At 62.9% G+C, this 15,277-nt stretch carries 13 protein-coding genes; 7 read left to right on the top strand and 6 right to left on the bottom strand.

Annotated elements, in window-relative coordinates; translation table 11 throughout:
- Window positions 1-74: 74 nt before the first annotated feature.
- A complete protein-coding gene (locus JK232_RS12160; RefSeq protein ID WP_101835062.1) occupies window positions 75-1,925 on the bottom strand; it encodes a M3 family metallopeptidase in 1,851 nt (616 codons plus the stop codon).
- A gap of 154 nt (window positions 1,926-2,079) precedes the next feature.
- On the opposite strand from JK232_RS12160, the gene JK232_RS12155 reads away from it, so the two are divergent.
- Window positions 2,080-2,292 (top strand): alkylphosphonate utilization protein, encoded by a 213-nt coding sequence (locus JK232_RS12155; RefSeq protein WP_101855255.1) that lies wholly within the window; start codon window positions 2,080-2,082, stop codon window positions 2,290-2,292.
- Between the two features lie 30 nt (window positions 2,293-2,322).
- On the opposite strand, the gene ybiB is transcribed toward JK232_RS12155, so the two are convergent.
- Window positions 2,323-3,285 carry a DNA-binding protein YbiB gene (gene ybiB / locus JK232_RS12150; RefSeq protein WP_072926047.1) on the bottom strand — a complete coding sequence of 321 codons (963 nt, stop codon included), beginning with the start codon at window positions 3,283-3,285 and terminating at the stop codon, window positions 2,323-2,325.
- A 406-nt stretch (window positions 3,286-3,691) separates the two neighbouring features.
- Here ybiB and JK232_RS12145 point away from each other — a divergent pair, with 406 nt between their 5' ends.
- The 6 genes from JK232_RS12145 (at window position 3,692) to JK232_RS12120 (ending at window position 11,171) form a co-directional block, all read left to right on the top strand.
- The gene (locus JK232_RS12145) at window positions 3,692-4,216 is read left to right on the top strand and encodes a fimbrial protein (RefSeq protein ID WP_072926049.1); all 525 of its coding nucleotides are present in this window, start codon (window positions 3,692-3,694) and stop codon (window positions 4,214-4,216) included.
- Window positions 4,217-4,524: 308 nt separating this feature from the next.
- The gene (locus JK232_RS12140) at window positions 4,525-5,211 is read left to right on the top strand and encodes a fimbrial biogenesis chaperone (RefSeq protein WP_072926050.1); all 687 of its coding nucleotides are present in this window, start codon (window positions 4,525-4,527) and stop codon (window positions 5,209-5,211) included.
- A 66-nt stretch (window positions 5,212-5,277) separates the two neighbouring features.
- A complete protein-coding gene (locus tag JK232_RS12135) occupies window positions 5,278-7,839 on the top strand; it encodes a fimbria/pilus outer membrane usher protein (protein WP_246538511.1) in 2,562 nt (853 codons plus the stop codon).
- Between the two features lie 68 nt (window positions 7,840-7,907).
- On the top strand, window positions 7,908-8,939 hold the full coding sequence (locus JK232_RS12130) for a fimbrial protein (protein ID WP_212589263.1): 1,032 nt from the start codon (window positions 7,908-7,910) through the stop codon (window positions 8,937-8,939).
- Between the two features lie 71 nt (window positions 8,940-9,010).
- The gene (locus JK232_RS12125) at window positions 9,011-10,081 is read left to right on the top strand and encodes a fimbrial protein (protein ID WP_212589262.1); all 1,071 of its coding nucleotides are present in this window, start codon (window positions 9,011-9,013) and stop codon (window positions 10,079-10,081) included.
- Window positions 10,082-10,130: 49 nt separating this feature from the next.
- Window positions 10,131-11,171 carry a fimbrial protein gene (locus JK232_RS12120; protein ID WP_101835070.1) on the top strand — a complete coding sequence of 347 codons (1,041 nt, stop codon included), beginning with the start codon at window positions 10,131-10,133 and terminating at the stop codon, window positions 11,169-11,171.
- Between the two features lie 2 nt (window positions 11,172-11,173).
- On the opposite strand, the gene dinG is transcribed toward JK232_RS12120, so the two are convergent.
- The 4 genes from dinG to JK232_RS12100 form a co-directional block, all read right to left on the bottom strand.
- A complete protein-coding gene (dinG, locus tag JK232_RS12115; protein ID WP_101828756.1) occupies window positions 11,174-13,348 on the bottom strand; it encodes an ATP-dependent DNA helicase DinG in 2,175 nt (724 codons plus the stop codon).
- 78 nt (window positions 13,349-13,426) lie between these two features.
- Complete coding sequence (locus JK232_RS12110; protein ID WP_072926060.1) at window positions 13,427-14,062, bottom strand: glutathione S-transferase family protein; 636 nt, start codon at window positions 14,060-14,062, stop codon at window positions 13,427-13,429.
- 75 nt (window positions 14,063-14,137) lie between these two features.
- Window positions 14,138-14,617, bottom strand: a complete 480-nt coding sequence (locus tag JK232_RS12105; protein ID WP_212589261.1) for a GNAT family N-acetyltransferase — start codon at window positions 14,615-14,617, stop codon at window positions 14,138-14,140.
- Between the two features lie 109 nt (window positions 14,618-14,726).
- Window positions 14,727-15,269, bottom strand: coding sequence for a GNAT family N-acetyltransferase (locus JK232_RS12100; protein ID WP_101828754.1), 543 nt, complete (start codon window positions 15,267-15,269; stop codon window positions 14,727-14,729).
- Between the last annotated feature and the right edge of the window lie 8 nt (window positions 15,270-15,277).

Raw genomic sequence — 15,277 nt, 5'->3', positions numbered from 1 at the left:
AAACTCAAAACTCAAAACTCAAAACTCAAAACTCAAAACTCAAAACTCAAAACTCAAAACTCAAAACTCAAAACTCAATAGTGTGAACGAATATACGCCGCAAAATCCCCACACATCCCCTCATCCCCCTCACGGTTATCTGCGATCACCCGCTCCCCATCGACGATCCTGATCGCCGCCTCCAGGTCGAAATCCGCGGCGGGCTGCGGGCGGGTCGCGGCCGACACAATCGTCACCTGCGCCTGTTGCCACGCCTGCTCGGCGGTCTGGTTACAGGCCTGCGCCAGATAGTCCGGGTTGAACCCCTCGCCGGTCAGGCTCAGCAGCGTGTCGTTGTGGCTGACGCTGTTGCCCGGCTGCCAGTAGTGCGCCGCCAGATCAGGGCCGATGGCCGGGTTATCCGTCAGGTAACCGTCACGTTGCAGGAAGAAGTGGCGCGTCTGCTCCACCGCCATCATCGCCAGCAGGTAACCCTGGTAGGAACAGGCGGACTCCATCGACAGCAAATGCGGGATCGCCAGCGTCGGGCGCGGGCTGTCTACGCCCAGGATCCGCTGCTCGGTCTCACGCGCCAGCTGCGTGATAGCTGCAGGCGTCAGATCCGCTTCCGCCATCTGGTAAAGCGACCACTCAAAGTACGGCACCAGCAGGATATGGCGCTCGTTGAAGGCGCGCATCGGCTGGCGTGCCTCAATGCCCGCGCGGATCAGCGCGTCCGGCACCGGCTCGCCGTTGTCGTCCAGCGCATAACGCTTCAGCCAGTCGGCGTCATCCAGCAGGCTGTCGCAGAACATTGACTGGGTTTCGGCGTAGGCCATGGAGGTCGGCGCGAACTCCTGCGAAAAACAGGGCGCGTTCTGGGTGATATTGGCGAAATGCGCCGCATGGCCGCCTTCATGGAACAGCGTGTTCAAACCGGATGCCCCGCTGCCGACCTGATCGGGCTGCGCCAGGCTGGTAAAGTTCAACCTGGCCGGTACCCAGGTGCCCCGGTCGTAAAACGCCGGCACCGGGCCGTGCATAAAGCCGTTCTCATACTTGCCGCGCCGCACCAGCAGGTCGAGCTGCATCTGCGCCCCGCGGAACCCAATATGCAGCCGTTTAAAACTCTCCACCCAGCGCTGCAATGACTGCGAGAACGGGAAATAGGGGTCGAGCTGGCGGGTCACGTCACCGGCGCTGGCGTAGCGGATGTTCCAGGCTTCCAGCGCGTCCGGCCCTTTATTGGCAGCGAGCTGTTGCAGGCTGCGGGCGTTGGCCTCGCGCGTCTCCTGTTCGAAACGGTCAAGAATGGCGAACAGCGCCTCGGGCGTCATGCGCTCGGTCAGGTTTACTTTGTAATCGAAATAGTTGCGGAAACCCATCCGGCGAGCGAAGCGGTTACGCAGCGTCACCAGCTCCGGCAGGCCGTTCACCAGCAACCACTGCTCCAGCCCGCGCAGCGCCTGCTGCGAACTGCGGCGGCAGGTTTCATCATCATGGGTGGCCTGGTTGGTCAGCAACTCGCCAAGCGACGCCTCGGCCTCCTGGCCCGGCGCGGTCTGGTGGGTCAGCCGCAGGGTTTTGCGGCGGCTGTAGAGCGCGCTTTCCGCCTGGATAATCTCATCCATCAACGCCTGGGCGGCCGGGTCTTCAATCGCGTTACTCTCGAAAAAACGCTGCCAGCCGCGCAGGCCGTGCAGCAAGGCAGCCCGATCGTCACCTGCCGGTTGCTGCTCTGCCTGGGTAATCAGCGCGCGCAGTTCACCCAGCCGCGCCGGGTTGGCGATGAAGCGCTTATAGGCGCTCTCCGCCGCAGCAAATTTCTCCGCCACATCCTCTGCGCCGGTGCCCATGTAGTTCTGCCAGAACAACTCCTCTTTCGCCTGATGCACGGCGAGATACTCGTGATTCAATGCATTGAAATACTCGGATGCCTGTTGCATGCCTGCCTTCCTGGTCGTAATAACATTCACGTTTCAGTCTACCACCCACGGCGGCCCGGTTGAATGCAACGTAAAAATTGATCTGTCATCAGGGGTTAGCGGGGAAAAGTGGGTATACTCCGCGCCCCGCAATCATGGCAAAGAGAGATGTGTAATGGATGTGAAAGACAGCAACGGCGCGCTGCTGGCCGAGGGTGACTCGGTGCAGCTGATTAAAGACCTGAAGGTAAAAGGCACCTCCACCACGCTCAAGCGCGGCACGGTGGTGAAGAATATCCGCCTGACCAACAATCCTGATGAGATCGAGTGCCGGTCAGACAAGATAAAAGGGCTGGTGCTGAAAACCTGTTTCCTGAAGAAAGTCTGACCCTCCCCGGCCGGCACCGGAGAGGCAGGCTCAGCTGAGCAGGGCGTCCACCCGCGCGGTGGCCGCCGCCAGATCCTCCGCTTCGCCGGTCGCCAGCAGGCAGGCCGCCAGTTGGGTGCGCAGCGCCTGCGGCACCGCCGCCTCCCCCGCCAGACAGCGCGCTGTCCAGCGCGCCGTGACCTCAACGCTTTTGTCTGCCGGTAAATCGGCTTCGCTGTACTCCTGCCGTTCAGTCAGTGCCTGCATGGTGCCCTGATGGATCAGGTAGAGCGGCGTGGCGCGCTGCGGGTTGGCGTACGCCTCCCCCTCCGTGCCCTGCATCAGCAGCGCCCGGCCGTTGATCTGCCGGAAAAAGCCCCCGACCCGCTCAATATACTCCGGGTGGGAGACGCTCGAGAGCCGCAGCGCGTCCCCGGCAAACGGCGTTGCCAGTTTTGCCAGGGTGTGGGCGCTGTTGCGCACCCCCATCCGCCAGCGCAGATTGAGCTGCGTTTCCAGCGGCGGGCAGAGCAGCGACACCGGGATAAACAGCGGCTGCCCGCCCTCGTCCAGTTGCTGTTGCGCCTGTGCCTGTGACGCCGCCGGGGTGATGCCCAGCGCGCTGAAAATCTCTGCGCTGGTAACGCGGGAACGGTCTTCACTCACACCATGCACCACCACCGGCAGGCCGAGGCGGCTGAGCAGCAGCGCCAGCAACGGCGTCAGGTTGGCCTGTTTGCGCGCGCCGTTGTAACTCGGGATCACCACCGGCAGCGGTTTCCCGGCCGGGGCGTCCAGCCGCATCACCCGTTCATCCATCGCCTGGTAGAAGCCCAGCATCTCCTCTTCCGCTTCGCCCTTGATGCGCAACGCAATCAGCACCGCGCCCAGCTCCAGCTCAGGCACCTCGCCCGCCAGCATCTGCCGGTAGAGCGCCTGGGCGGTCTCCCGGTCCAGGTCGCGCGCATGGTTTTTGCCGCGCCCCACTTCTTTAATAATTTTGGTGTAATCCATCGCCCTGTCCTCACTGCGTGACTGGCGGCCAGCATAACGCCGCTGCCGCCTCCGGCACATCGCCTGACTCCGCTGCCGTGTTTTCCCCGGTCCCCAGCGGTAAATGGAAGGTTAACAGAATGAAAAAAATAGGCCAGTGCGATTATTAGTCGCACGCTAATTAATTGAATAACCACTCTTTTAGATCGTTTTATACGCAGTTAAATAAAGATTTAATATAGATAACTCGATCAATCATTCATGGGGTGATTATATACGCACCAGAAATGATATGACACAGGGGCAATGAAGGCGAAACGCACAGGCATTACCGGAATATAACGCCATCAGGCACCCCTGTTATTTCATCATTCACCGGATTCTTCACCGGAATATCATTCACCCACTACCTCAACGAGAATTTATCATGAAAAATATTAAATCGCATGTCACGGCAATTACGCTTATCGCGAGCGCGCTGTTTATTTCCCATTACAGCCAGGCCGCTGACGGCACCATTAATTTCACCGGCAGTATTACTGATACCGCCTGCACCGTGGATACCGCGACCCAGAATGTCGATATGGGTGCAGTGTCTGCCTCGTCCCTGAGCGGGGCAGCCGGTAAAAAAGCGGCGGCCACCCAGTTCAATATCGCGCTCTCCGAATGCCCGGATGCGGGTAACGTTGAAGTGAAATTCGACGGCCCGGCCAATGCCGCCAATACAGAGCTGCTGGAGATTGAATCCGGTGCGCTGGCTGCAACCGGCGTGGCGATTGAGTTCTCCGACCGCGAAGAACAGCACATCAAGCTGGGCCAGAACTCCGCGCAATACCCGATCCAGGCCGGTGCCAATACGCTGACCTTCTACGCCAGCTACATGTCCACCGCCGATGCCGTGACACCGGGTGCCGCCAACAGTACCGCGCAATTCACGATGGTTTACCCGTGATAAAAGCGCGGTCAGGATCACAAAACCGCGATTATTTCATTTTAAATAAGGAAGGGTATTGCGAAGGACATGCCGTTTTTTCTTTTTCCTGTGGTTAATTTTATTCAGGACATTAACGCCTGTTATCATTCCGGCGCAGCCGACAAGGGTGCGCCGCCCTTTTTCTATTTATTTCCTACCCGGTTATTCCCCCTACCCTTATTAGCCACCCTGTACTGACCAATCTTTTTAATGTGTTTTCAGGTGAATGGCATCGCGCTATTCTCTGACTACACTCAAGCTATTACACACTGTATAGGCCGCGTTGCATGAAGCCATTATTTCCCGCCCTGGCTGCCCTGCTATGGGTTATTTCCCTGCCGCTTCAGGCCGGGGTAATCATTGGCGGCACCCGGGTGGTGTTTCCCGGAAATAATAAGGAGACCGCGCTGTCGGTAAGCAACCCCGAGCAGGATCGCCCCTATCTCATTCAGAGCTGGGTGGAGGGTGAAAACAGCGGGAAAGCGCCGTTTCTGGTGACGCCGCCGCTGTTCCGCCTCGATCCCGGCCAGGAGAATGTGCTGCGCATTGTGCTGACCCGCAGTGGCCTGCCGCAGGACAGGGAAACCCTCTACTGGCTGAACATCAAATCCGTGCCGCAACTGGAGAAAAGCACCACCACCAATATGTTGCACCTCACGGTGAAAACCCGGCTGAAACTCTTTTACCGCCCGGCGGCGCTGGCAAAAGGGGCGGAGGAGGCGTGGCGGCAGATAACCTTCAGTATGCGCGGCAGCACGCTGACGGCCCAAAACCCGACCCCTTATTACGTGAACCTGAAGCAGATCAGCGCCGACGGCAAACCGGTCACGGCCTCGCTGGCGGCGCTGACCCTCGCCCCGTTCGGCCGGAGCGATTACCCCTTGCCTGCCGGGCCGGCCGGGCAGGTCAGCTGGAGCGTGATCACCGATTACGGCAGCAGCACGCCGGTACAACACTCACCGTTACACCACTAGAAAAGAGACAACCGCCCTTTATAGGGCGCCCATCGCATTGCCGGGTTTCCGGCTAGGGACAGCGGCATGCCATCATCACTTACCGGCCGGATGCCCCGGCCCGCACCTGTTTTATGGCTGTTCGCCCTTTCCCTGCTGACGGCGGAGGGCCGCACCGAGGGCTACTTTGACCCGCGGGCGTTTGACATCGATAACCCGGCCCGGCAGCCGGTGGATCTCAGCCAGTTTGACACGCCGGGCGGACAGTTGCCGGGCAGTTACCATGTGGATATCGTGCTGAACCTGACCCATCAGGTCACGCGGGACGTCACCTTTGTGCGCCTCGGCAACCGGCTGGAGCCGCAATTCACCCCGGCGGCGCTCGGGGTCAATGTGGCTGCGCTGCCGCGGCTGCGTGACCTGCCGCCCGATGCGCCGGTCGCCCCGCTGGCGGACTATATCCCTGATGCGTCCACCCAGTTTGATTTCGCCCGGCAGCGGCTTACCCTGTCGGTGCCGCAGATTGCGCTGCGCAATACCGCCCGCGGCACGGTGCCGCCGGAACGCTGGGACAACGGCGTGCCGGCGCTGCTCGCCAACTACAACGCCACCGGCCAGAAAGCCCTTTCCCGTGACAGCGACGCGCCACCGGCCAACAGCTACTACCTGAACCTGCTCTCCGGGGCGAACTGGGGGGCGTGGCGGCTGCGCAACTATTCCACCTACATGACGGACAGCGAAGGCGGCGAGGACGGCAGCTACCGCCGCCGCTGGGACACGCTGCGCACCTGGCTGCAACGGGGCATTCCATCGTTGCAGGGGGAACTGGTCATCGGCGACGGCTCCACCACGTCCGATATTTTCGACAGCGTGCCGTTTCGCGGCCTGCAACTCGCCTCGGCCGATGACATGCTGCCCGACAGCCGCCGCGGTTTTGCGCCGGTGGTGCGCGGCATCGCCCGCAGCAATGCGCGGGTGACCATCCGGCAGAACAGCAATGTGATTGACCAGCGCTACGTGCCGCCCGGCGCGTTTGTGATTGATGACCTCTACCCCACCAGCAGCGGCGGCACGCTGGCGGTGACGGTGACCGAAGCGGACGGCAGCGAGCAGACCTTTACCCAGGCATTCGCGGCGGTGCCGATGATGCAGCGCGAGGGGCACCTGGACTATGAAGGGGTGGCCGGGGCGTACCACGCCAATTACGGCAACTACCGGCCGGGCTTCGGCCAGGTGACGCTGCGTTACGGCTTCCCCCATTCGGTGACCGGCTACGGCGGCCTGCTGGTGGCTGAGGATTACCAGTCGGCGCTGCTGGGCGTCGGCCTCGGGCTGGGCTATGCCGGGTCCGTTTCCGTGGATGCCGCGCAGGCACGCGCCACCCTGCCCGCCCGCTTCACCGATGAGCCTCAGCGCGGCGCGGCGTTCCGCCTGCAATACAACAAAGTGTTCGAAAGCACCAACACGTCGCTGACGCTGGCCGCGACCCGCTACGCCTCGCAGGGCTACTTCTCGTTTGCCGACGCGGCGGATGTCCACGATCGCCAGAACGATGACGGCGACTGGCTGAGCAGCCACAACCGGCGCAGCCGCCTGCAGGTGAACCTGAGCCAGCCGCTAGGCCGGGACGGCGGCAGCCTCTATCTCTCCGCCTACCAGCAACAGTACTGGGGCACCGGCAATTATGAGCGCAACCTGAATGTCGGCTACAGCACCACCCTCGGGCGCATCTCGCTGAGCCTCTCCTATGCCTGGGTGCAGAGCGTCTCCTCGCTGGACGACGACGATGACCACGACAACCGCCTGAGCGATGACCGGCAACTCTCGCTGACGGTGCAGGTGCCGCTCGACGGCTGGCTGCCGCGCACCTATGCCACCTACTCCGCCACCACTGACGCCGCCCGCCACCACAGCCAGCAGGTGGGGCTGAACGGCAGCGCGCTGGAGGACGGCAACCTGAGCTACACCCTGCAAGCGGGCTATGACAACCAGTACGGCGGCGGCTCCGGGCTGGCGACGGTGGATTACCGCGGCGCATATGGGGAGGCCGGGCTGGGCTACAACAGCGACAGCAGCGGCAGCCGGGTGAACTACCGGCTACAGGGCAGCGCGGTCGCTACCCCTTACGGCGCGGCGCTCGGCCAGCCGGTGGGTGAGACGCTGGCGCTGGTGCATGCGCCCGGCGCGGGCGGGGTGAAAATCAGGAATAACGTCGGGGTACATACCGACCCGCGCGGCTACCTGCTGGTGCCTTACCTCTCCCCTTACCGGGAGAACCGGCTGGTGCTGGACACCACCACCCTGCCGGAGAACACCGACCTGCCGATGGCGACGCAAAGCGTGGTGCCGACCAAAGGCGCGGTGGTGCTGGCGCACTTTGCCACCCACCTCGGTTACCGGGTAGTGGTAACCCTGACGCGTGACGGCCGCCCGTTGCCGTTCGGTGCCGTGGCGACGCTGGCCAGTGACCCGGCGGTGTCCGGCATTGTCGGCGACGGCGGCGAGCTCTACCTGAGCGGCGTGCCGCCCCAGGCGGAGGTCATCGTGAAATGGGGCAATGGCGCGCAGCAAACGTGCCGCGCGTATCTCACCCTGCCGGACGCGGATCAGGGCGAGCCGGTGCGCAGTGTACAGGCGGCCTGCCGTTAGCCTGCGGGCGGCGGCAGGCCAGGGTTTATCTTGAGGGGCGGCCATCGCCCGGAAAACAGGAGGGCGTCATGTTGAACAGCCTGCGGTGGGAAAGCGTCATGTTCGCGGGGATGCTGCTGGGCAGCCCGGCGGTGTGGGCCGGGGAGTGCCTGATGGTCGAGCAACCGGGGCGCTATTTTACAGAATTGGATCAGGGGCGGTATGTACTCGATGACTCCGGCATGGTGATACCGGATATGATCACCGTATATGGGGGGGACACCCATCCGATGGATTGCCGGTGCGAAGGGGGCAGCGCCGCGCTCTATTTCAAAAGTGTGATCACCTTACCGCCCGGCTACAACGACGGCACCATGACGTATTATATCGTGCATCCCTCGGCGCAGATTGGCCTTAAATACCGGATCAATGATGGGCCGCTTATCCCTGCCCCCTTTGAGGATGTTTCCGACGGGTTAAGCCATCCCTGCGGCAGTGACGGGTTTTACCACAGCCCTATTGCGGAAACCGGGAGTAAGGGGACGCTGTCGCTTTACCTGGTCAAAGGTTTTACCGGAAAGCTGGTCATTCCGCCCATCCTGTTAGCACGGGTGTATGCCCGCTGGGGCACCCAGGGCGGCTACAGCGCCACACACATCAACGAGTTGCTTATCGCCGGCCAGCTGATCGCGCCGCAAACCTGCCGGATTAATGACGGCACCGTCATTAATATCGACCTCGGCACCCTCCGCAGTGCCGATATCCTGGTCCCCGGCGCGCTGCCCGCCAACTACACCCCCCAGGCGGTGAGGCTGGAGTATATGTGCGCCAACATCACCGAAACCATGCAGATCGAACTGACCCTGTATGGCCAGGAGAGCGCTGACCTGCCCGGCACCTTACAAACCTCCAACCCGGATATCGGCGTGCAGGTGGCGGATCAGAACATGAAGCCCTTTGACGTCAATGGCGGCGAGGTGCCGCTCACCCTTAACTATGGGGATATCCAGTATGAAACCGGCCAACAGGTGTTGTACGCCTGGCCGGTCAATACCACCGGCAAGCCCCCGGCCACCGGCCCCTTCAACGCCTCGGCACTGCTGGAGGTCGAATTCCATTAAGTTCTGCGCCGGGAGGCCCGCCTGCCGGTCACCGTTACCTGACAGGGCAACCCATCGCCCGGGAGCCACACATGAGACACGTTAGATCTCTGCGGTTGTTGGCTGTTCTGATATTGGCCGGCCTGCTACTGGTCAGCCTGACAGGGCTGGGCCTGACAGGCAGCCCGGCGGCGTGGGCCGGAAGCTGCACCCCTCTCTCGAGGCCGGCCCCCTATTCCATCAAGCTGGACAGTGACGATATTAATACCGCCCATAATATGGCCGGGCAGGTGTTACCGGATATGCACACGTTTTATGTGCGCAGGGAGGGCGCCATCGATTGCCGGTGCGAAGGGGGCAGCGCGGCGCTCTATTTTCGCAGCGTAAGCCTGTTGCCGCCCGGCTACCAGGACGGCAGCCTGACCTATTACATCGTGAAGCCGTCGCTGCATGCCGGGCTTAAACTGCGGATGAACGATGACTCGCTGCGCCCGATGCCGTTCGAGGATCTCTCTGACGGCGGAAGTTACCCCTGCGGCAGCGACGGGATTTACCACCACCCGGTCAATGAAACGGCCTACAGCGGCACCCTGTCGCTGTATGTGGCCGAAGGCTTTACCGGCGAGCTGGAAATCCCTTACACCCGGATAATGGAAATCTATGCCCGCTGGGGCACCCAGGGCGGCTACGGTACCACGCCGGTCAGCCGGTTTGCGGTGTACGGCACCCTGGTCGTGCCGCAGGCCTGCATCATTGGCGATGCACAGGTGGTGAATGTCGATCTCGGCCCGATCCGCAGCACTGACATCCGCATCCCCGGTGCCATGCCTGCTGGTTACACCCCTCAGCACATTACGCTGGACTATCTCTGCAATAACATTACCGAGGAGATGCGCCTTGAGCTGACGCTGCTCGGCGAAGAGAGCGCGGCGCTGCCCGGCGTGTTACAAAGCTCTAACCCGGACATCGGCGTGCAGCTCACTGACAGCAACATGGCCCCGCTGCTGATCAACCACAGCCGTCTGCCGCTGCCGCTGACCACCGGCAACTCGAACCGCTCCGGCCGCCAGTATTTATACGCCTGGCCGGTCAATACCACCGGCAATGCCCCGGCCGCCGGCCCCTTCAGTGCCTCGGCGCTGATGGAGGTGCAGATCCAATGATCCCCGCACCTGCCGGTTACCTTTTACCCTGCGGCAACCGGGGCAGCGTATGATGCCCCGGCGGTGGCGGGCCGGCCTGGGGCTCACCGGCCTGATGCTGGCCGCGCTGCTGGGCGGCCGGGCGGCGTGGGCGGGCGGCTGTGAAACCCTGCATTACACCACCCCTTATCTGTTGCAACTGGACAGAAGCGAGATCGACAGCGCGCACAACCAGGGCGGGCAGGTATTGCCGGACGCGGTCGTGTTCCAGTTGTCGAATCAGTTTCCGATGGAGTGCCGCTGTGAAGGGGGCAATGCGGCGCTCTATTTCCGCAGCGAAATCCTGCTGCCGCCCGGCTACCGGGACGGCGACCAGACCTACTTTATTGTGAATGACTCGCTGCACATCGGTGCCAAACTGGGGGTGAAAGGCGGCATCCCGGTGCCGGCCCCGTTCGATGACCTGTCGGATGGGGGAAGTTACCCGTGCGGCAGTGACGGCACCCACTACAGCCCGTCAGAGGAGGTGGCCAACCACGGCACCCTGTCGCTGTACCTGGCCGCCGGCTTTACCGGCCAGCTGACCATTCCCCTCACCCGGCTGATGGAAATCTATGCCCGCTGGGGCGCGCAGGGCAGTTACGGCACCCAGCCGGTCAGCCGGATTTCCGTCTTCGGCACCCTGCTCGTGCCGCAGACCTGCGCCATCGATGACGGCCGGGTGATTAACGTCAACCTCGGCCAGATCCGCAGCGCCGCCCTGCTGACCCCCGGCGCGATGCCCGCCGGGTATGTCCCACAGCAGATTACGCTGGAGTATGCCTGCCGAAATATCAACGACACCATGCACCTTGAGCTGGTGTTGCTGGGGGAGGAGAGTGCGGCGCTGCCCGGCGTATTGCAGACCTCCAACCCGGACATCGGCGTGCGGGTGGCGGACGAAAACCTGGTGCCGCTTCCGCTCAACAGCGGCCGCCTGCCGCTGCCGCTGGATGTGCAGAACCAGTCCGGGCGGCAATTTCTCTACGCCTGGCCGGTCAACACCACCGGTGCCGCCCCGGCCACCGGCACTTTCAGCGCCTCTGCGCTGATGGAGGTGGAGATCCAGTAACCTCAGCGGCGGGTGCGGCGGCGGACGGGTTTCGCGGTTTTTTTGGCGGCGGCCACCACCGGTGCAGGCGGTGCGCCCTCCGGCATCGGCGGCTGGTGGATCGGGAACACCGGCAGCGCCGCCAGCAACCGTGCGCCGTAGCTTTTGCTCAGCAGGCGGCGGTCATAGATCACGATGTCACCGGTGCACTGGTGGCTGCGGATCAAACGCCCGACCTGCTGGATCAGGTTAAACGAGGCGCTCGGCAGGCTCTGCACCTCGAACGGGTAACGCTTCAGGGATTTCAGCCACTCGCCCTCGGTGACGATCACCGGGCTGTCCACCGGCGGGAAGGCGATTTTATGGATGTGCACCTGCGTCAGCAGCTCGCCCTTGAGATCCAGCCCTTCGGCAAAAGATTGCAGCCCCACCAGCACGCTCTGGCTCCCCGCCTCGACTTTTTTGCGGTGCGTCTCCACCAGCCGGTAACGCGGCTGGTCACCCTGCACCAGCAGCATCAGCCGGAGATCCTGCACATGGCTTAAAAAGGTCTGCATCGCCCGGTTGCTGGCAAACAGCACCAGCATCCCCTTGTGCTTTTTCTCCGCCACCTGGGCGCGGAAAAAGTGCGCCATCTCCGCCAGGTGCTCCGCCTCGTGCGTCATCAGCGGCTCATAGCGCATCTGGGGGATCACCAGCCGGCCCTGGTCGATATGGTTGAACGGCGAATCCAGCGTCACAAAGCGGTCACCGGCCTTTTCGCTCAGCCCGCTCAGCTCCTGCAAACGGGCGAAGCTGTTGAGCGAGCGCAGCGTGGCAGACGTCACCACCACATGCGGCACCTTGCGCCACAGCATCTTTTCCAGCTGATCGCTGACGCGGATGCCGACGCAGTGCAGCGTCAGATGCGCCACGTTGTCGCGCTGGCTGCGCGTCACCCATTTGCTGATCGGCGCATTAGAGGACTGCGCCAGCGCCGCCAGCCGCCACAGCTTGCTCATCGCCTCGAAATAGCCGAACGCGCGGTTCATCTGCAACAGGGTACGGTGCAGCCGCACCACATCATGTTTGCCGGTCTTTTCGCTGAGATCGTTCTGCATATATTCCGTCAGCCCCCGCAAGGCATCGGTGAGCTTGAACAGCCGGGTGCAGGTTTCCGGCAGCGCCGCCGGCAGTTCGCCCATCTCAAAGCGGTGCTCCGCCTCCACCACATCCGGCGGCAGGTAAGCGGCAAGCTCGCGCTCCACCTGCGCCTGAAGTTCGCGCAGCTCCTCGCAGTGGGTTTTCAGCCGCTCAAGGTTCGCCAGCGGCGGCGGGCTTTTCGGCGGGAAATGGCTGATGCAGACTTCCATCTGGCGGAACAGGTTCTCGAGCTGAAGGTTGGCCGACACCGCGCCGATCTCGCCCGCCATCTCCAGCGCATCGCGCGCCACCTCCGGCAGGTGGTGCCCTTCGTCCAGCACCAGCAGCAGATCCTTGGCCGGCGGCAATACCGATTCCGACTCCAGCGCCGCCATCACCAGCGCATGGTTGGCGACCACCACATCGGCGCTCTCAATCTCCTTGCGGGCGATGAAGTAGGGGCAGTCGCGCACATAGTGGCAGTTGCGCCCCAGGCAGTTGACCTTGTCGGTGCTGAGCTTCGCCCACAGCGGGTCCTGGATGGTCTGGGGGTAATGGTCGCGCAGGCCGTCCCAGGTATGGTTGCTCAGCGCCTTGCCGAGTTTGACGCACAAGGCGTGCTCCTCGCCGCTGGCCGGGGCGAGTTCATCATCCAGAAACAGGCCGAGATCGCCCTGCGCCGCCTCGTCACTGCTGAGTGCCGCCAGATTGCGCGGGCAGACGTAGCGGCGGCGGCCAAACGCCCCGGTGAATTTAAGGTCAGGGATGATCTTCTTCAGCAGCGGCAGATCCTTGCTGTAGATCTGGTCCTGTAACGCCACATTGGCGGTGCTGACCACCAGCGGCTTGCCCTCGGCCCGGCTGACCGCGATGCCGGGGATCAGGTAAGAGAGGGTTTTGCCGACGCCGGTGGGCGCTTCGATCACCAGATGGCGGCTCTCATCGCCGGAAAGGGTTTTGGCGACATCAGCGATCATCTGGCGCTGCGGCGCGCGGGGAATAAAATCGGGGATCTGGTTTTGCAGGGCCTTATACCACTGGCCTATCTGGTTTTTTAGTGCGGGGGTGAGCGCCATAGCATCTGGTTATCTATACAGGGTTTGGCGCTATTCTCCCACAGACCGGCGCGCACGTCAGCCCGTGGGTAAGGGTTGTCAGCTAAATTGCTCGCGGAACAGCGTCTCAAGCCGGGGGTGGCGGGCCACGTTTTTGGCAATCGCCTCCAGGCGCGGCGCGTATTCGGCAAACCATACCGGCCCCGGCCGCCAGTGGTGCATCACCGCGATATAAATGTCGAGCGCGCAGAAGGTCGCGCCGAAAAACCACGGGCCGTTGGCGTCAGCGGCGGCTTCAATCTGCAACCAGAGTTTTTTGCGCAGGCCATCGGTGGTGTCGGTCAGCACTTTGGGGTTATCGACGCCCGGCAGCCATTTTTCCGGCTGGTCGCCGTAGGTAAAGGAGGGGTAAATCTGGGCGTTGATCACCATAATCCAGCGCAGGAACACCGGCAGGTGGCCGCCCTCACTCGACGGGATCAGCCCCGCCAGCGGCCAGCGCAGGTGCAGCAGCACCAGAATCGCCGCGGTTTCCGTCATCACGGTGCCGTCCGGCAGCCGCAGTACCGGCACCTGCCCCAGCGGGTTGAGCGCCAGCAGCCGCTCATACTCCGGGCAGTCCGTCTGGTCATCCACCTCCTGATAGTGGTAAGGAAGCCGGGTCAGCTTCAGCGCAGCGGCGACAATGGCCGATCCGCAGCCTTTACGGCCATACAGCGTATAGGTTCCGCTCATGGTATAACTCCTGTGTCACGGGCTTGGTCCTAGGCTAACTGTAGACCAAAATGCCCGGCGTCAGGCCGTGCGCGCTCACCCTTCCGGCATCCCGCCGAGCTTTTTCCCCAGGCAGACCGCATCCGCTTTGCCGATGTAATCGCCATAGGCGGCGATCTCCCGGTAGCCGTGCGCCAGGTAAAAACGCACCGCCGTCAGGTTCACCAGCCGGGTTTCGAGCCAGATTTGCCGGTAGCCGAGCCGGGCGGCTTCCGTTTCCAGATAACGCAGCACCGCCGAGCCGACGCCGCGGGCGCTGCGCCGGGCATAGACCCGCTTGACCTCCGCAATCCCCTGGTCCAGCGGCCGGAACGCGCCGCAGCCCACCGGGTTGCCGTGGGGGTCATACGCCAGCACAAAACAGCAGCCGGGCTGCTGCATCTGTTCGGCATCAAAGGAGGCGCGCCCGCTGCTGCCGGTAATGGTAAGCAGCGCGTCTGACAACTCCTCCATCAGCATTTGTGCATCGGCCCCCTCGGCCGCGGCGCGGCGTACGGTGATGGCGTGTTCATGCATGGTGCGTCTCCGTATTCAGGCCGGCGACGTTATTCCACCGGCATCAGTGCGGTTATTTATCGGCACGCATTAAGTCCGCGTTTTTACCTGGCTTACCCCCGCCCGCCCGTCACGCCGCTATCGCTTTGAACATCACGGTAGTGGGTTCCCAGACCGGCGCTGACCCGTGGCTGCTGGGGGATAAGACATAATCCGGGATCTGCCCGCTGATCTGGTAGCCGAGCGACAGGTAAAGCTGTTCGGCCACATCGCCGCTGCGGGTGTCGAGCACCAGCAGGCGTTTGCCGCGCGCGCGGGCTTCCTGCTCCACCTGCTCCATCAGTGACCGGGCAATGCCCTGCCGCCGGGCATCCGGGTGCACCAGCAACTTGGCGACTTCAGCGCGGTGCCGGCCGTTCGGCATACCCGCCGGGATCAGCTGTACCGTGCCGACCACCCGCCCCTGGGCGCGTGCCAGCAGCAGGATGCGCTCCCCGGCAGCCACCGACGCAGCCTGTCCCTGCCAGAACGCGGCAGCCGCCTCCAGGCTGAAAGGCTGCACAAACCCGACGCTGGCATTGTGCGCCACACAAGCGTGCAACACCTGTGCCAGGCCTTGCAGGTCATCGGCATTCAGTTCCGGGGTAACAGTATAGTGAAGGTAATCGGTCATGGTGGCTC

The sequence above is a fragment of the Nissabacter archeti genome (assembly GCF_018257325.1).
Lineage (GTDB): Bacteria > Pseudomonadota > Gammaproteobacteria > Enterobacterales > Enterobacteriaceae > Chimaeribacter > Chimaeribacter arupi.
Note: the sequence above shows the minus strand (reverse complement) of the source record. Positions and strands in the feature narration are given on the sequence as shown.